At 69.8% G+C, this 16865-nt stretch carries 16 protein-coding genes, 1 tRNA gene and 1 pseudogene; 12 read left to right on the top strand and 6 right to left on the bottom strand.

Features of this window, described 5'->3' with window-relative positions; genetic code table 11:
• Positions 1–413: 413 nt before the first annotated feature.
• Together AB0I11_RS32825 and AB0I11_RS32830 are read left to right on the top strand one after the other, a co-directional pair.
• Positions 414–1541, top strand: a complete 1128-nt coding sequence (locus tag AB0I11_RS32825) for a hypothetical protein (RefSeq protein ID WP_357329561.1) — start codon at positions 414–416, stop codon at positions 1539–1541.
• Positions 1529–2707, top strand: coding sequence for an ankyrin repeat domain-containing protein (locus AB0I11_RS32830; protein ID WP_357329563.1), 1179 nt, complete (start codon positions 1529–1531; stop codon positions 2705–2707). The genes AB0I11_RS32825 and AB0I11_RS32830 overlap by 13 nt, the downstream gene beginning before the upstream one ends.
• Positions 2708–2857: 150 nt before the next feature.
• Here AB0I11_RS32830 and AB0I11_RS32835 read toward each other — a convergent pair whose 3' ends face one another.
• Both AB0I11_RS32835 and AB0I11_RS32840 read right to left on the bottom strand, forming a co-directional pair.
• Complete coding sequence (locus AB0I11_RS32835) at positions 2858–3418, bottom strand: hypothetical protein (RefSeq protein WP_357329565.1); 561 nt, start codon at positions 3416–3418, stop codon at positions 2858–2860.
• A gap of 10 nt (positions 3419–3428) precedes the next feature.
• A pseudogene (locus AB0I11_RS32840) lies at positions 3429–3844 on the bottom strand (DUF4259 domain-containing protein).
• A 233-nt stretch (positions 3845–4077) separates the two neighbouring features.
• On the opposite strand from AB0I11_RS32840, the gene AB0I11_RS32845 reads away from it, so the two are divergent.
• The 6 genes from AB0I11_RS32845 to AB0I11_RS32870 all read left to right on the top strand — a co-directional run bounded on the left by AB0I11_RS32845 (position 4078) and on the right by AB0I11_RS32870 (position 8635).
• Complete coding sequence (locus AB0I11_RS32845; protein WP_357329567.1) at positions 4078–4368, top strand: hypothetical protein; 291 nt, start codon at positions 4078–4080, stop codon at positions 4366–4368.
• A 13-nt stretch (positions 4369–4381) separates the two neighbouring features.
• Entirely contained in the window at positions 4382–4927 is a 546-nt protein-coding gene (locus tag AB0I11_RS32850; RefSeq protein ID WP_357329569.1) for a CbrC family protein, read from the top strand.
• Positions 4928–4996: 69 nt separating this feature from the next.
• Entirely contained in the window at positions 4997–5518 is a 522-nt protein-coding gene (locus AB0I11_RS32855; RefSeq protein WP_357329571.1) for a hypothetical protein, read from the top strand.
• 44 nt (positions 5519–5562) lie between these two features.
• Positions 5563–6087, top strand: coding sequence for a hypothetical protein (locus AB0I11_RS32860; protein ID WP_357329573.1), 525 nt, complete (start codon positions 5563–5565; stop codon positions 6085–6087).
• 292 nt (positions 6088–6379) lie between these two features.
• Positions 6380–6733 (top strand): ADP-ribosylation/crystallin J1, encoded by a 354-nt coding sequence (locus tag AB0I11_RS32865; protein ID WP_357329574.1) that lies wholly within the window; start codon positions 6380–6382, stop codon positions 6731–6733.
• Positions 6734–6895: 162 nt separating this feature from the next.
• Entirely contained in the window at positions 6896–8635 is a 1740-nt protein-coding gene (locus AB0I11_RS32870) for a hypothetical protein (protein WP_357329576.1), read from the top strand.
• Positions 8636–8712: 77 nt separating this feature from the next.
• Here the strand turns inward: AB0I11_RS32870 and AB0I11_RS32875 are convergent, their stop codons facing one another.
• Positions 8713–9099 carry a hypothetical protein gene (locus AB0I11_RS32875; RefSeq protein ID WP_357329578.1) on the bottom strand — a complete coding sequence of 129 codons (387 nt, stop codon included), beginning with the start codon at positions 9097–9099 and terminating at the stop codon, positions 8713–8715.
• Positions 9100–9183: 84 nt separating this feature from the next.
• Here AB0I11_RS32875 and AB0I11_RS32880 point away from each other — a divergent pair, with 84 nt between their 5' ends.
• Positions 9184–9507 carry a hypothetical protein gene (locus AB0I11_RS32880; protein ID WP_357329581.1) on the top strand — a complete coding sequence of 108 codons (324 nt, stop codon included), beginning with the start codon at positions 9184–9186 and terminating at the stop codon, positions 9505–9507.
• 3 nt (positions 9508–9510) lie between these two features.
• Here AB0I11_RS32880 and AB0I11_RS32885 read toward each other — a convergent pair whose 3' ends face one another.
• The 3 genes from AB0I11_RS32885 to AB0I11_RS32895 all read right to left on the bottom strand — a co-directional run bounded on the left by AB0I11_RS32885 (position 9511) and on the right by AB0I11_RS32895 (position 12331).
• Positions 9511–11079: a hypothetical protein gene (locus AB0I11_RS32885; protein ID WP_357329583.1), complete on the bottom strand. Its 1569-nt coding sequence runs from the start codon at positions 11077–11079 to the stop codon at positions 9511–9513.
• 58 nt (positions 11080–11137) lie between these two features.
• Positions 11138–11668 (bottom strand): hypothetical protein, encoded by a 531-nt coding sequence (locus AB0I11_RS32890; RefSeq protein ID WP_357329585.1) that lies wholly within the window; start codon positions 11666–11668, stop codon positions 11138–11140.
• A 162-nt stretch (positions 11669–11830) separates the two neighbouring features.
• A complete protein-coding gene (locus AB0I11_RS32895; protein WP_357329587.1) occupies positions 11831–12331 on the bottom strand; it encodes a hypothetical protein in 501 nt (166 codons plus the stop codon).
• A 163-nt stretch (positions 12332–12494) separates the two neighbouring features.
• Between AB0I11_RS32895 and AB0I11_RS32900 the strand changes: the two genes are divergently transcribed.
• From AB0I11_RS32900 to AB0I11_RS32910, 3 genes are all read left to right on the top strand, one after another.
• A tRNA-Ala gene (locus AB0I11_RS32900) sits at positions 12495–12567 on the top strand.
• 1 nt (position 12568) lies between these two features.
• Entirely contained in the window at positions 12569–14842 is a 2274-nt protein-coding gene (locus tag AB0I11_RS32905) for a hypothetical protein (RefSeq protein WP_357329589.1), read from the top strand.
• 423 nt (positions 14843–15265) lie between these two features.
• A complete protein-coding gene (locus AB0I11_RS32910) occupies positions 15266–16771 on the top strand; it encodes a hypothetical protein (RefSeq protein WP_357329591.1) in 1506 nt (501 codons plus the stop codon).
• The last annotated feature ends 94 nt before the right edge of the window (positions 16772–16865 follow it).

A 16865-nucleotide genomic window follows, 5' to 3' on the forward strand; every position in this document is an offset into this window, starting at 1 on the left:
GGGGTAGTGCTTCATCACCATCTGTCAGGGACTCCTGATCTCCCCGGACCATCACGATCCAAGGCTCAAGTGTCCAGGACCAGGGGGCAACTCCCGAGCGCCAACCACGAGCCGGGCGCCATCGGGGCCACCGGCCATGGTCGCGGCGGTCCGGCGTCGAACGCTGGAACCTCGATGACCGCCTGCACTGTGATCACCATGTCATTCAACCCGACGCCCCACCACGTCTCTTCACGTCCTCGCCAAGGTGCTGTCGGGTGGCCGTCTTCAGCGGTGCCGGCATGTCCGCACTTCTCCCGGCCGTCAACCAGAGGGTCGGAGGTGCTTGACGCCGCGTGCGCTACTTGCCTTGGCGGGTTCGGGCTGGCATCATCCCCGGCCATGATCGAGAGAATCGAGTCCTCCGTCCGCCGGTGAGCGTGACGACCGAGCCTGGATCGCTCGGACCCCAGATCTCCCTGTTCGAACACGCTCTGCGCCTGCATCAGCAAGATCCGGACTCTCCTCTTCTGCGTGATGGCGAGCCGTATCCGGACGACGACCTCCACCACCGCCGGCGGCATCGACCGCAGACCCGGAAAGACCGGCGGCTCGACGGCGCTGACGTTGCTGCCATCCTCGACATGCACTTCGGCAAGGCCGATGCGCCACCGAGCGAACTCGCCGATGCGTTCCATGACGTCGACGTCCCGATCCACCACAACGAGCACATCGCTGCCGCGGCGCTGCGCGCGGACCGGCGGCGGGTGCGGCAGACCGGCCGCTGGTTGGTGCGGCACAGCACTGATCGATGCTCCGCGACAGTCGGGCTGGCGCTGCTCGCCGCTGATTGGGCGGAGGAAGACATTCCGCTGATTCAGACCATCGGCCTGCTGTCGGACCGGTTCGGGTCGTTGGCGGCCGAGGCGCTGCGACGCCGCCGCGGCGGCGAAGAAGCGTTGTTGTGGCTGGCTCAGCGGGCTGCCGGTTGGGGACGGGTCTATGTCATCGAGGCGCTCTGCGGACGCGGTGTCTACGCCTCCCGCCGGTGGCTGCTGCGCCATGCCTGCGACGGCGACTATCTCAACGGCTACTTCGCCGGCCAAGTCGCCACCGCAGCCCACCTGCACGAAGCGATCGTCGGCACCGAGGTCGACGATGACCTGATCGATCACACCGGGCGACTACTGAAGATCATGGCTGACTGCGGTGGCATGGGTATGACCCTGCAGCACTACCCGCCGGCATCGGCGGTGCTTGCCGCGCATCTGGCCCACCTCGGTCGGCAGGCGGCGACCGTGAGCAGGTACGTCGACGCGGCGGTCATCGCCGACCACCTGGCAGACAAGGCCCCTGATCGGTCCGGATGCACCACCGAGCAGCGAGACCACCTGGTGCGGCAGTACGTCGCGGTGCTGGATCGGCAGGACTGGTGTGACATGGTTCGCGCTGACCTCGACCCGGACAGCGACTTCTTCGCCTGGTTCACCAACGTGGCAGCGCGGCTGCAGTTGCGAGCATTCACTGACCTGACGGATGGAGATGATCGATGGACCATGTAGCCGATCAGCGTCTGGTCGAGGCGGTGCAGGCCGGTGATGAGGTGGCCGTCGGACAGGCGCTGGCCGGGGGCGCGGACCCGAACGTCAGGCTAGGTCGGCTCCGAGGGTCGGTGCTGGCGGAGGCTGCGCGCAGCGGCCGGCTGGGGATCGTGGGCCTGCTGGTGGACGCCGGCGCCCGCATCGGCCCCGCCGATCCCTACACCGCCTCGCCGCTGCGCGCCGCCGTACTCGAGGCGCACGCGGAGGTGGTGCAGTCCCTCGTCGCCCATGGGGCGTTGGCGGCGGAGCCCGCCACCAGGTCGAGCGTGCTGACCGAGGCCCTGTCCTACACCGCGTTCCGCCCGACCGCGGAAGCTCTTGCGACACTACGGGTCCTGCTGGAAGCAGGGGCGACCCCCGGCCCGAGCGAGGAAGCACCGCCCATCACCGCAGTCATGCGACCCGTCGCACCGGCGGTGCTGCGCCTTCTCCTCACGTACGGTGCGAACGCCAACCAACGGCGTTCCGACGGCACGCCAGCGATCGTCGTGGCAGCCCGGCGCGGCGATCACGGCGCGGTCGACGTGCTCCTGCAGGCGGGCGCCGACGTGGACGCCCGCGACGGGCGAGGACGGACGGCGCTGATGCACGCGGTCGAACGCGACGAGCAACGGGTCATCGCGGCCCTGCTGCTGGCTGGCGCCGCCATAGACGCCGTCAGTATCGACGGGATGACCGCGCTGCAACTGGCCCGTGGCTGGCAGGGCCAGAACGTCCAGTTCATGCTGGGCGAGCGCCACGCCGGCCTGGACGAGGTGCCGATTGTTCGCACCGTCGTCCGGGCCGTCCCGACCGGCGTCCGACTCGCCGGCGATCTCCAGATGCTTCACCTGCTGGCGAGCGTCCTCGACATCGCTCTGGACGACCTCGGCGACGACGAGTGGGAGACTCGGACGGGCGCGGACGCCGACACGGCACGGGCGGTTGCCGCGCGGCTGGGGGAAGAGGTCGCCCCCGCGACCAACGCATCCTGGCATCAACTGGACGTCACCGCCGACGAGCTCGCCGCCGTGCGATCGGCTTTGGTCGAGCTCGCCTACGGCACCACGCGCGTCATGCCGGCCGGCGCCAGCCGACTGGAGATTATCGATGTGCTTGAAGAGCTCAACCGGCAGCTCGGCCGCTGAGGCGCGCCAGGGCTACACCTCTGGCGGCGCGGATTCGTCAGTCGACAAGGCCGAACGGATCTGCGGCAATGGCCGATGGGACGATCGACGCGCATGCTCGCACTTCGGCACGCAGGAAGATGAGGGTGAGGGCAGTGCGGGTCGGAATGGTCAGCAGACGCGGTCGAAGGACAGATGGCTGTGGGCGGGTCTCGCGGTCAGGGCGGCGTGCAACTGCGGGTACCGCCCGGCCTCGGCGACCGCGTCGTCACGCTGCGGGCCGATGGGCCGGAAGAAGAACCGGGTGTCCGACTCGTGGCCGCTTTCCAGAACGGCCAGCCCGGCTGCATCGTCGAAGACCAACGTCAGGTCCACCTGCCAATAGTCCGGCTGCGGATCGCCACCGCCGCTCGGCACCGCCAGCTGACGGGTGAATGAGACGCATCGTCGCCCTCCGTGCCAGGAATTGCGGCCCCACTGGACGATGAAGCCGTCGACGTCCGCGTCCGGCTCGGGGACGAGACCCTCGATCTCGACGTGAAGGAACTCACGGAACGCTCGCCACGCCGCCGCAACGTCGGTCACGGCTGCCAGCTCCTGACCGTGCTTGCGCAGGATCCGCGCGAACTCGTCAGCGCTGCGCCGCCATGGGACACCCATGCCCGTCACCAGGTCCTCGGCCGCTTGAGCCGCAAGTAGGCAGCGATAACGGCGTGCCTGCGGGCGTTGCACCAGCCGCCCACTACGCCGTCAGGACCTTGCGCAGGTCGCGGGCGGCGTCGAAGGCCGGGTTGGCGTGCTCGGCGGCGTCCTGCCACAGGTCGCGCCATTCGGAGTCGCGGCCATGATCCAGTCGAGGGCCCTCACCGCGAGTACCGCCAGGTCGTCGGGCAGATCGAGCCGGCCGCCGTCGCGTAGGAAGTTCTTCGCGTACGGGGAGGTGATCGGCTGCCCGCCGGGCTGCTGCGCGGCCACGATCGCGGCTGCGGCGATCGCCTCGCAGGCGACGTCGGCGTCGAGGTAGCCGTCCTCGCCGGCGGCCCGGCTCAGCGCCTCGCGGACCATCGCCGGGCGCTTGGCCACGTCGGCGTCGTCGAGGTCACCACACCAGTCAGCGGCGGTGTCGTTGTCGAACGGTCCGCTGTCCCAGGTCCCCACGAAGCCTCCCAAGATCGGGTGCGTGGCATTCTCGCACCGGCCACCGACAGGACCCCACCGAACACGAAGGCGGCTATGGTGCCCGGATGGCGATCGGCAGGTCGGGGCAGCGGCGGCCTGAGACGGCAGCGGCCGAGCTCGACGCGTACCTACGCGAGTTCCGGGCGGCCGGCTATCCGGTGGCCCGGGGCGTCCACGCGGCATGTGCGCGGTGCGGCGGGTCGGAGTTCGGGATGCGGGTCGACGATGACGCTGGCTACGCCGAACGCACCTGCCACTTGTGCGGTGACCGGTGCGTCATGCTCGATGCCCTCGACGTCGCCGAGGACGCCGATCCTGGTGACGCCGCCTGCCTGTGCGGCGGTGAGCGGTTCGACGCTGCGGTCGGGTTCGCGCCGCGCGAAGACGGTGAGGTGCGGTGGGTGTCGGTGGCGTTGCGACGCACCGCGGACGGCGCCCTCGGGGTCTACGCCGATTGGAAAATCGACTACTCGCCCAGCGGTCATCTCATGGCTCGGGTCTGACAGGAGTGGTCGAGTGGCACAGCCGCCGTTCCGTTACCACCCCGATCCGGTCGCGACCGGGTCGGCCGTCCCCACTGTCGAGGCGTGCGTGCTGTGCGGGGTTGCTCGCGGCTGGCGGTACGCCGGTCCGATCTACGGCCGCCAGGCCGACGTTCTGTGCCTGCGCTGCATCGCCTCGGGTGAGGCGGCGCGGACGTTGACGGGCGTCGCCGACTTCCCGTGCATGTTCACCGACGCGACCGACGTGCCACCAGGCGTTCCGTTCGCCGTAGTCGAGGAGGTCACGCAACGCACGCCGGGGTTCGACTCCTGGCAGCAGCCGAGCTGGCTGTATCACTGCGGCGACGGTGCCGCGTTTCTCGGCGCCGCGGGATACGAGGAGCTGCGCACCCACCCTGATGCTCTGACGATGATCCGGGATGATCTGCACCGGCTTGGGTGGCCGGCAGATCAGGCCGACCAGATGCTGCGGCGGATGGACCGGACCGGTGAGCCGACGGCGTACTTGTTCCGGTGCCTGCACTGCGGCGTGCACTTGGCCTGGTGGGACATCGGATGATCGAGGCCGGCAGAGACAGCGCAGAAGGCGCCGGGGCGTCGGCCGATGATGGACGGATCTGATAGCCCAATGGACGTGGCGTACATCCGGCGCTGGCGCGAGGACATCACCGCGTGCCTGGACCGGCTGCTGCCGGGCTTCGAAGTCCGGTTTGGTTACCCGCCGGGCCGGCACACGATCGGCGGCCCAGCGAGGGAGCAGGAGCTTGCCTCCCTGGCGGGCATGCGCCCGCCCGACGATCTGCTCGCGTGGTACCGGCAGGTGCGCGAAGTGAGCCTGCCGGACGTCGGCAACGGCTACTTCATCCACTATCCCGGCCTGGTCCTGCATCGGGAGGTGACGTCTATCCGGGGGCGCTTCACCGCGGACGTGGTCGTGTTCGCCAGTGATGGCGGCGGCACCCTGTTCGCGGTGGAGGCGGTGACCGGCTCGCCGGTGTACCGGCTTCCTGCCGGCGAGACCGTTGCCAGTGTCTACCGCAGCGATGACCCGCGATTCGACGTGGTGGCAACGAATCTGACCGAAATTCTCGACCGGCTACGTGACACGGTCGAGGTGTTCGCCGCCACGGGCGCACCCGGCGACCTGTAGAAACGGCTGGCACGGCCCCGTCCGAGAGGTGAGACTTCGTGGCTGTGGCACAGGTCGAGATGGGTCACCAGCGCCCGTACCGTTACGTCGGTCCGGCCGATGTGCTTGCCTCCGGGTCGCGCGAGGACGGCCGCCGGATCGATTCGGCCGGCGATCTGGCCGAGTGGCTGGCGACACTGAGCCCGGCCGAGCGCGCCGAGCCGCACACGTTCGTCGTCGATGTCGCCGGCGGGTTGCGACTCGCGCCCAGGCGCAGCGAGCACGTCGCCTGCGCGGGCGGCCGACCCGTGCTCGGCGCTGGTGAGATTGCCTTTGCCCGGCAGGACACGGGCTGGACGGTCACCGAGGTGAGCAACCAGTCGACCGGGTATTGCCCCGAGCCGTCCTCGTGGCCGGTCGTGGCCGCCGCGTGCGAAAGGGCGGGCCTGCCGCATCCCGGCGGGTTCACCACGGCGTTCGAGTTTCGCCGCTGCTCGGCCTGCGGCCAGCTGGCCATCGTTAAGGACGACGACTTCACCTGCGCCGCGTGCGGCGGGAAACTGTCGACGGCATGGAATGCCTCCCGTTGACCTGGCACCGTGCCTGACCTACACGGCCCCTTCCGGCAGCGCTTGACGTACCGCGCCGAGTAGCTCAGCGCCAGCGGTGACATGGACACCACCTGCGCGATCGCCGGCGGCGCCCAGCCCGGTAGGGGCGGCGACGAGCCGGAGCGCCCGTACCGCCAGACTGATGCAGCGCACTCCGGACCGCCGGCGCCGCAGACCTCATTCCGCAGGCATGCCCGTAATTCGAGGAGAAACCGCTGGCCACCGCCCGGAACCTGCCGGTAACCTGCCTCGGCCAGGGAAGGAGACAGCGGTGACCGACACGATGACCTTGTGGCGGCCAACCGGCCCCAAGGAACTCGACCTGGTGTGCGCCTCCGGTTGGAAGGCGTGGCCGCCGCGTCTGCCCGACCAGCCGATCTTCTACCCGGTCCTCAACGAGCAGTACGCGATCATGATCGCCCGGGACTGGAACGTACCCGCCTCCGGGGTCGGCTACGTCACCCGGTTCGAGGTCGACCGTGAGTTCGCCTCCCGCTACCCGGTCCAGCAAGTGGGCGGGCGCGACATCCTCGAGCTGTGGGTGCCAGCCGAGGAACTTGACGAGTTCAACCAGCACATCGTCGGGCTGATCGAAGTTGTCCACGAGTTCCGGCCCGGCAGTTGAACAGGCTTGCGAGACCGGCGTGGACTCGTCTGAACGGCCGGCGAGGGTCCAGCATCCACTGGGCAGGGAAGTCGAGTGCCGGTGTCACGTCGGCCGTCCTCGGTCTCCCAATGTGACGCGTCGAGCTGGACGATCTTGTAGCCGTGACGGTCCAGCCAGCTGGTGGCCTATTCCCGCAGGGATGGTGCTGGGGCGAGACCAGGTGCCTCAACGCGTGCCGGGCGCAGCGGGTGGAAGCAGCGAAGCCGTCTGCGGGGTCGACGACTGGGCCGAATCGAGTTCGATCGGGTGTGTTGGCTCGGGCAGGATGGCGGGGTGATCTGGGGGAGACGGGGCAGCGGGGTTCAGCCGTCGGCGGTGGGGGAGGGCGGGCCGCTCGGGGCGGTGCGGGTCGCAATCGACGGTGCTGCCGCGAGTCGGTGGGAGGCGTTGAACAGTCTGGTCGAGGTGCTGCGCAAGGTCGATGCTGCCGGTGACGAGGTGGTGGCACGGTCGGCCCTGACGCTGGTGGTCGGCGTTGCGGGGTTGGTGGCCCGGCTGGACCGGCACGCGCGGCAGGCACCCTGGTATGGCCCGTACCAGGAGCCCGCGCTGCGGCGGGTCGGGGCTGGCTTCTCGGTTGCGACGTCGGGGCCTGTCGCGATGGCGCTGGCGAGCATGCATGGCGACGGGCGGATCCGGGAACGCGCGGTCGCGGCGATGGTCGGCCGGCCGTGCCGGGAGGTGATGCCGTTCCTCGTGCTGCGTACCGCTGATTGGGTCAAGCCGGTACGGGATCGGGCGCGGGCCGGGCTGGCGTTGTTGCTCGCCGACGATCCGGGCGGCTACCTGCCGGCGGTGCTGCCGATGGCGTTGCGCCTCGACGCGCGGCTGCGAGGTGGCTTCGCCGTCACCCAGACGCGGGCGGCGTTGGTGTCGGGTCCGGCGGAGGTGTGGCGTGGGCTGCTGGGTTCGGGTGGCCGCCGGCAGCGGCGGTTCGTGTTCGACATTGTCCTGGCTCAGGGATGGCTGCGTCTGCCCGACTACGTGACCTGCGCCGAGACTGACTCGGATGTGGGGATTCGGGTCCGGGCGGCGGACGCCGCCTGCCGTGAGGCGGTCTGGACCCGCCGGCATGACGTTCTGCGTCGCCTGGCCCGGTCGGTTCGTGCTGAGGTGCGGGTGGTGGCGTTGACCGGGCTGGTCCGGGTCGGTCAGGACGGCGACGTTGCCGCGTACCTGGACGATGACGCGCCGCTGGTCCGGGCGGTGGCCCGGGACGCGGCTCGCCGGCTGGGCATCGACGCCCGGGAGCATTACCGGACTGCGGTCAGCGCCGGAGAGCCGGCGCTGGGTGCGATCGTGGGGCTTGCCGAGACCGGTTCGGCAGCGGATGCCCCGCTGCTGCGGCCGCTGCTGAGCCACCCGCAATCAAAGGTCCGTGCCCAGGCGGTACGGGGCCTGCGCCTGATCGAGGCGGTTGTCGCGCAGGAGGTGCTTCCGCTGTTGCGGGATCCGTCGCCGGCGGTGGTCCGAGAGGTGACCACTGCGCTGCGGCCCTTGACCGGCGCCCTGCCGCCGGGCCTTCCGTGGGAGCTGCTCGGGGATGCCCGGGTGGAGTTGCGTCGTGCCGGCTATCGCCTCCTGTGTGGCCACGGCGTCGACGTCGAGTTGCGTGCTGCCCTGATGCTCACCCTCGACCCGGACTCTCGCCTGGCCGAACGTGGCAAGGCCGACGTGACCCGCCTCGCCCGGGCCGGCGCACGAACCACCTGGCGCCGCACTCCGCCACCCGAGCTGCCGGTCACCGTTGCGCAGCACGGCGAGCTCGTCGCGTTGGCGGCACGAGCGGCGGGGGCACTCGGCGACGACACCAGCCGGATGCTCACCACCTGGCTTGCGCGTACCCGCCCCGGCGCATGAGTGCTCTCCCCGCCTCACAATGGTCAGTGACCGACCCCGGGCCGGCGGATCTGCTCGTGTGCCTGCGCACGGACATGTCAGGTGTTGAGGGTCACCCATTGCGCGGAGGTCGGCAGCCCTCCGTAGTCCAGCCGGTAGGCAATCGCGCGCTTGGTGGCCGAATCCAGAGTCTCGGGCAGGCGATCGAACGACGCGGGCCAGACATCCAGCAGCGAGAAGATTTCCTGGCCGTCGCGCATCGTCAGCAGCAGCATGCACCGCCAGTGCGGGGAAAACTCAGCCCGCCGCCCTGCCCGGTGCACGAACACGGGGCGTAGGTAGTGCACGGCCTCAAGGGCGGCGTAATCGGCGAGCCAGCCGGCGCGGTGGTTGCGGTTGAACCCGTACGCAATCGCCTCGGCGTCCAGCCGGATGAGTTCGGCGGTGTCGATCGCCTTGACGGTTCGGGGAACGCCGCACGACACACCCAGAGTCTTCCACGAGCCGGATCAGGCTCCAAGATCCCCTGATGGGCAAGTGCGGGAGGTGCGGTCTGGCAAGCTGGCCGGATGACGCATGAAGTCGTCTGTGGCGTGGCCTGGTCGTACCCCGGCAGCCGGTTCCCGGAGCACCGCGGGGTGATAGTCCAGCGCACCGTGCTCGAAGGCACCGAGCCGGCCAGATCAGTAGTCCATGATGCAGAGGGTGACTGGCTGGTTTCCGACGACGTGAACGATCCGAACGGCAACGCCGTCCTGGTCTGCATGGAGCATCTGGTCGCGGCGGACGGCACGATCGCCGAACTGGCCGCGATGCCGCCAGGCACCGAGGCCTGGCGGCCCAACCCGGGTGAGCCCTGGCGGTTACAGCAGCACACCTACGCCGACGCGTAGGCCTCACCCGGTGCCAGTGGATCCGTCATCTGACGCCGCGAGGTCGTGCATTACTTCTTCGGGGAGCGACGGATTGGCTGCCGCAGCAGCGGCAACGCTGGTGTTGGCGTCGGTCAGCAACTGGATGATCGTCTGTGCGGGCAGTGCGGGATGGCTCGCGGCGATCCGGCGTGCCTGCTCGTCGGCCAGGCAGGCAAGGAGGGCCTCGGCTGGCGCGTTCGGGTGCGCGGCGATGCGGCGGAGCGCCCTGTGCACCGGTGGTGTCTGCTGGGCAAGCTGTATCAGCAGGTCCGGCGGACAGGACGGGCTGCCGGCTGCTTTCGCAGCGACCCGTGGACCGTGCGCCGCCACCATCGTCCGTAGCTGGGCTTCGCTCAAGGCCGGGTTCGTCGCAAGGGACGTGAGCACTTTGGCGTCGTGGTCGCTGGCGAGCTGATCGATGATCTGGCTGGGAAGGTCGTGTCGCGCAGCGAGGAGCATCCGCACGGCCGGGACCCTCGAAGCAGCGAGTTCGCTGATCTCGGCCGGTGTGGCTGCCGCGATGCGCGGCAGCAGGGTGGGGCCGATCTTCGCCGATGCGGCCAGCTCGGCGAGGACATCGAGAGGCACGGCCGGGTTGTGAGCGAGGCGCCGGCGTACGTCATAGGTGGGGTCGCCGGCCATGGCCCGGATGAGTGCTTCGTCGATGGCCGGGTTCGCGGCGACGTCGCCGCGGATGCCGGGAGTCGGATCCTGCGCCAGGGCTCGGTAGGCGTCCTGCGGCAGGTCGGTTCGGACGGCAAGCCGCCAGCGCACGTGTATCGACGGATGCGCGGTGAACCGGCTGACAGTCTCGGCGGGCGTACGCGGGTTGAGTGTGAGCGCGTAGTCCAGGTCGTGCAGTGCGTCGTGGTGCCTACCGTCGCAGCTCCAATGCTCTGCCAGCCAATGGCCGGAGCCGTCACAGGCCGGGCACAGTTGTGCGGCCGGCGCGCGGCGCTCGGCCAGCGCGACGAGGAGGTCACTCGGTGCGTGTTCGTTGCAGGCCAGTGCTCGGCGCACGCTCAGATGCGGGTGGGTTGCGAGCCGCTCCGCCAAGGTGTCGCTGATCTTCGGTGACCTGGCGGCCTCGGCGACCACCTCCAGGTCCGGGTCGTCGGCGAGGGCTGCAACGATGTCGGCTGGTAGATGCGTGGTTGCGGCGAGAGCTCCACGGATGGCCGGGTCTGGGCTGGCGGCGAGCCGCCATGCCCAGTCATCGGGGATCGCGGCGATGTCCGCCATGGCGATCACGACCGGTGGGTCGAAGCGGTCAACCTTCTCCGGCTGCAACAGTGCGCGAGACAGCAGACGAGTCACAACTTGGGCGTCGCCGCGGCGAGCCAGGAGGCGGACTTGGTCTCCGCTGAGATCGTCACGGTCGGCCAGCTCAAGCCACACCGAGGCGTCGCCCAGCGCAGTCAGCTGTTCAACAAGGGAGGCGGGCAGGGCAGGGTTACGCGCCAAGCCGGAGCGCAACTCCCACAGTCTCTCCTCCTCGGCGAGCGCGCCTGCTGGTTGCTCGGTCCTGCGCCCCGGCGGATCGCTTGTCATCGGAGCGCCTGACGGCGAGAATCTGCGCGGTCCGGCCAACTGATCGGATGTGACCGCATCATGCTGGCCGTTGTCTTGCCGTACGGCGGGCCGGACCGCCATACAAATGCACACGCTGATCAACGTCACGGTCAGCGACGGCGCTGAGGAACAGGTCCGGCCGAGGTGACGCGAACGCGACGTGCACCGTCCAGGCCTCGTAGTACCAGCGGGCGGCGCAGGCACAACCGGTGAACCGGAAATTGGCCCGGTAGCGGCCGTACTGACCAGGTCGGAGCGTGAACATCCGGTAGGACGTACGCCAAGCCGGGTACGCCGCCCGGCCGGGGAGACTCTCAATCACCACGCCATCGGCGGTGAGGCCGACATGCAGCCCGACCGCCTGCACCGCCTGAACACCCGAACCGACGGACGACGCACGCCGGTAGCCGTCAGCCTCGTCAGCCAGAACATCGTGCACGACAAACGTCTCGCCCGCCGGAAGCGGCGGAAGGTCATACGCCTCCGCGACCGACCGACGTCGCACCGCGTGCGTCGCCCCGCGGGCGTGGGCACCCCAGCGGACCCGGACACGTTGCACGACGAGCACGGCGACCAGGATGCTGGACAGCGCTGGGTAGGGCCACCACGTTTCGGCAGTTCCACCCTGACCAGAGGCAGGACGGGGTCCGGGGGGTTAGTCCGTCCGGTCGCCGGGAAACGTGGGCCGTCACAGCTGACCCTCAAGGTCGACGGCTTCACCAGGGAGCAGTCACGCCACGATCTTCAGGATGATGGTCTCGCGGGCGGCGGCCGCGGCCTGGAACAGTCCGGTGAGCTCGCGGATGTCGCTGACGACCTGCTCGGCCCAATCGTCGTCGAACGGGCGATGGTGGCCGAGCTTTCCTGCATAGTCGGCGAGGTCGGTGCGATGCCGGGCGGCCCACGTATCGACGGGAACGGCGGTCAGGAACTCGGCCACCAGACCGACCGTAGCCGTGTTGAGCGTGCCGACCATCCAGTAGTCATCCCAGTTCGCTGGCGAGCCGCTGAACGCCCTGGCTGCGGCCTCCCAGTTGGTGCCGGTGGCACCCATGCCGAGAAGAGCATCGATGAGCGCTCCGGTGTCTTCGACGCCGACCAGAAGCCGGGCCTCTTGCTGCCTGGCGAAGTTGTCGTCGAACCAGTCGGGCACGAGGTCGGCCAGGTCCTTCGGCGTAGCGCCGCCGATCGTTTCGCCTGGCACGCGTTTCCAGAAGTAGTCGACGCCCATCAGCTCACCTCCGCGACGATCGTCAGCGGATCGTCGTAGACGGGGGCGACAGCTTCCGCCGCGGCTATCAGCATTGGCGAGGGCTGGATCGCGGCAGTCGGTGGTCGCTGCTTCGGATCTCGGGTGCGTAGGCGGCGGTGACCTGCGTAGAGTGTCGCGGCATCGGCGTGTAGCTCAGTGAGGAGAGCACCGGGCTTGCATCCCGGAGGGCGCGGGGGCGGGGCCCGCCACGCTGGCGTGAGCGACAACGACATCCGCGTCGGCGTGGGCTTCCCCCTGGGCCAGCTGGCGCGTGCCCTGACGACCGCCGGGACGCATGAGGATGCGGCCACCCGTCAGCGGGCGGAGCTGCGGGTACGTCGCTGGCAGCAGGTCGTGAACGGGATGGCCGGGGGAGGGCTGGACATCGGTTCGCGTACCCCGGTGAGAGGTCTGCCGGCATGGGTGACGCCGGAGGTGGTCCACGGCGGGTTCGCGACTGGGGAGCCGGCGGCGGGCGGTCCGCTGCGCCCGGACGAGACCGACCGGGCGCAGCGGCTGGGCCTGCCGGCCGAGCGCCGGGCGCTGTTTTGGTCCTGGTTGACCGACGCGGGATTGGCTGAGCTGGGCGAGCTGCTCGACAGCGGCCGTTACCGAGTGGAGTACGCGGAGGAGGCGGCGCTGCCGGTGGTGGCGTGGCTGCTGCGCGCTGGCGACCGCGACGGCGCTCTGGGCGTTCTGGAGGAGATCGCGCCGTTGGCCGACCGGCTGCGGTTCACCCCGGCTCCGAGCGATCAGCGCGCCGGCGACCCGGACGTCGTGTATCGGCAGACGGCAGGCGATGCACGCCGGATCCTGGAGCAGCGGCAGCCGAATGCGCAGATCGAGACGATGCGTGAGGCGCTGACGGTGTGGAATCCGTTCGCCGACGAGTTGCTGACGTTGTGGTGCGAGACCCGTAACGGCGGCCGGATCGGCGCGGTGACGCCGGACGGCTGGTTGCCGCGAGCCGTACAGATGCTGGCCCGTTACCGGCACCTCGCCGCCGAGCACACCCTCTGCAGCAAGCACCGCAACCCGAAGGGCAGCGTCGGCGTACTGCGAACTGCGCTGGAGCGACGCGTGGCCGGAGCGGAGCTGACGTCGCGCGAGCGTGGCCTGGTCCAGAGCGTGGTGGATGCGATGCTGCGCAAGCGCGGGCACCCGGGCAGCCCCGAGCACACCGCCATACGCCGGCAGCAGGCCCGCGAGGCGGCGCTGCCCCGCCACCATCAGCTCGCGCAGCTGGTCGCGGCCCGGCTGGCCGGCCTGCCGCAGGACAGCGGTATCAGCGACGTCGACCACGTGCTACGCCCAGTCGATACTGACGAGGCACACCTGGCCGGTGTGGTGGCGGGCTGGCCGACGCCCCGCCCGGTCACCCGGGTGGTCGCGCGCGCCGCCGCCGGAACCCCGGAGCAGCTGATCGACCGCGGCGTCGTCGCCTCGGCGGAGGAGCTGGCACGGCTTACCCCGCGGTTGGCGGCGGCGACTGCGGCTTCGGCGTACCCGGACCCGGCCCTGCGCGTCCTGATGGACGCCACGTACCGCGCCTTCCGCAATCGCCGCTCCCTGTTGCTGCTGAACCTGGAGCACCAAGTGCGCCTGGCCGAGCTGCCCTGGGTCCAGGCGGTCGCGTCCGCCAGGATCGATACCAGCGACACCCGCGACCAGGCGCGTCGCACCCTGGTCCGGCTGGCTTCCGCCGCGGTCTGCGGGTTCCCGGCCACGGTGCTGCCCAACCCGCTCGTCGGGGAACTGTCGACGCTGTCGAAGCAGGCGGGCCTGCAGCTGCCGTGGGTCGAGGAGCTCGCGGCCGACATCTTCATGGGCACGTTCTCGGCGAAGTTCCTCCAGGCGGCCACACTCGCTGGCCGGCGGTTCGCGGACAGCCTGTACGCGCGGTACTACGACATCGACTACCCGGCCATCGCCGCGATCGACGACACCAGCTGGCGGCTGATTCGGCGTACGCGGACCTCGGACGCCTTCGACCAGCTGTGCCGCGATCGGGCTGGCGCCTCCGGTAGGCGGTCGTGGTTCAACGTCGCGGCCAACGGGATCATCATCGAACAGGCGCAGATTCTGACCACGCACAACCTGGCCACGATCGCCGAGCTCGGCATCGACCTGCCGGCGACGGACCTCGCGAGGCGCTGCATGGACACCGTGCTGCGGCTGACGGCGCGCATCCACCACAACCCCCGGCCGCTGGGCACCGTCAAGAACACCGCGTACGCGTGGCGGCAAATGCTGTTCTTCCTGTCGCTGTCCACCTGGGAGGAACAGACGGCCTTCCCGGCCTTCGCCGAGCAGCGGCTGGCCACCCAGCCAGACCACGTGCGGGCCCGGATAGCGCTGGCCGTGACCGGACTCGCGCACGTGATCAGCGGTGGAAAGTTCGACCCGGACGGCAGGGCCGGCAGCGGCCGACGGCTGCTCGGCTGGACCACAACGGAGCACTGGATGCTCGACCCGGGACCGCGGGACTGAGGTTCAGCGAGGCAGGGGCTCCGTGTGGTGGCTACGTGCCCCTGCCGGCGAGTGCCGAGGTGGACGCCCGCGACGGGCGAGGGTGGCGGCCGGCGTTAATGTACGTGGTCGAACGCGACGAGCAGCGGGTCATCGCGGGCTTCTGCTGAGCGTTGCGACCATCGGCCCAATCCGACGAGACGGCCGCCCAGCATGAGCAGCGCACCGTCCGAGGTGCTGGCTGAACTCGCCGACCGGTTCGACCCCGACCGCCGGTCGTGACCTGAGGTTCACACGGGACCTCTGACCGAGTCGGGCGCGAGGCTGGTGTTGGTGTGCGGGCGGCGGGGCAGAGTCGCTCGTACGCCGAGATCATCACCACCGGTTCCGCGGCTTGCAGTTCGGGGGAGCGCGGTGGTCGTCCCGGTCGGGTAGCTTCGCCGGGTGGTTGATCGAGCGGTGCGACCTGGCGATGTCGCGGTGATGAGGTTGTCAGACGGTGGATTTGGAGCATGTCAGGTCACCGGTGTCGAAGACCGTGTGACGTCGGCTTATGCGCTGCGCTGGCACTCGGTAGCTCGGCCGAGCCTGGACGAGCTGCGCGGCGTTGAGCCGCTGACGCTTGACCATCATGCCCACGACGGGCGCCTTGCTCACGTGTCGATTGGCACCTGGTATGCGGTGCCGCCGGGGTTCACGTGGATCGGAACCCTGCCCGTCCCGGAGGGCGTGCCGACGTTGGCGAACACGTACTCCGGCTGGCAGTCACTTGCCGACGATGTGGTCAGGCAGCGCCGCTGGGACCGGGAGCTACCGGCGGCAGCGAAGGACGCCTACCGTGCGGCCGCCACCCGGGGTCAGGTCGACGTCGACTTCGGCGCCGGGGCGGCGACGCTCGGCGCGGCCACGCCTCGACGACTGGACCTGAGTGGTGAGGGTCCGATGCGGGTGCCTGCGTCCGGGCCGGTGCGGTGGTCCGCTCTCGATCAGCTGCCCCGCTGTACCGCGTTGATGTGGGCCGGCCCGGACCGTGGCCTGGCGCGCGCGTTGGCAGACCACCCTGTTGTCTCGTCGCTGACGTGGCGGGACGCCCCGCCGGTCGTGGATCTGACCGATACCGGTTTGCAACACCTCTTGCTGGCTGGCGCGGATGTTCGCGAGGTGCGGCTGCCCCGTGGCCTGCACGGCCTTGAGCTGGCCGCAGTGGACCGGGGTCTGGCCGTGTACGCGTCGGACGACGGCCGATGGCTTCATCTCACCCTGACCGGCGCCGACGCGGAGACTACGGTTCCTGCCGGCCTGCACGGTGTTCGAGAGGTCGCCCTGGACGGAGGCGGCACCATGTCCGCCGCTGCCGTGCGGGAACTGAAGGAACTGGAGAGCTTCCGGATTCACTGGCGCAAGCCACCGGGACAGCTGATCGACGCCGCGGCTCTGGCCAGTCTGACCCATCTGGCCGTCATCGAGCTTGTCGATGGCTACGGCCTGGACGCGGACACACTGCCGGACCTGACCTCGCTGACGCAGCTGAGCATCAGCGGTCTACGCCGATCCATCGCGCCCGCCTTGAAGGCCCGGTACCGCGGCACCGGGGTGCGCCTGGTCATCGAAGGCGCGAAGCCCGACACGTGGCTGGCCGCCAACCTGAACAACCCGTACCGGGACTGGGTCGACGACGACGCCCGAGGCGGAGCCGCCGCCTGCAAGGCATACGCCAGCGCGGTCCGCGCCATCGACAAGCTTCCGCAGGACCGTGATGGGCGCGCAGACGAAGCTGAAGCGGCCTTGCGCACCCTGGTGGACGCGCTCAACAGCATCGACCAGAAGTACGAGATCATCGACACGCTGCGCCGAGAGGAAGCCTTCGACGCGTTCATGGAGCTCGCCGTCCGGGCCGAAGTCCCAGTGAATCTGGCCGACCAGTGGTTCGACGACTGGCGTGACTTCTAAGAGGGCGTCTTGGTTGGGTTGGATGTAGTACACGCTGATTGGCGCCTTGCTGAGAGCGGGAGGCGCGGGTCGTGATGATCTACGCATGACGACC

Origin of the sequence: Micromonospora sp. NPDC050495 (assembly GCF_040655175.1) — a bacterium.
In the GTDB taxonomy this organism is placed as follows: domain Bacteria; phylum Actinomycetota; class Actinomycetes; order Mycobacteriales; family Micromonosporaceae; genus Micromonospora.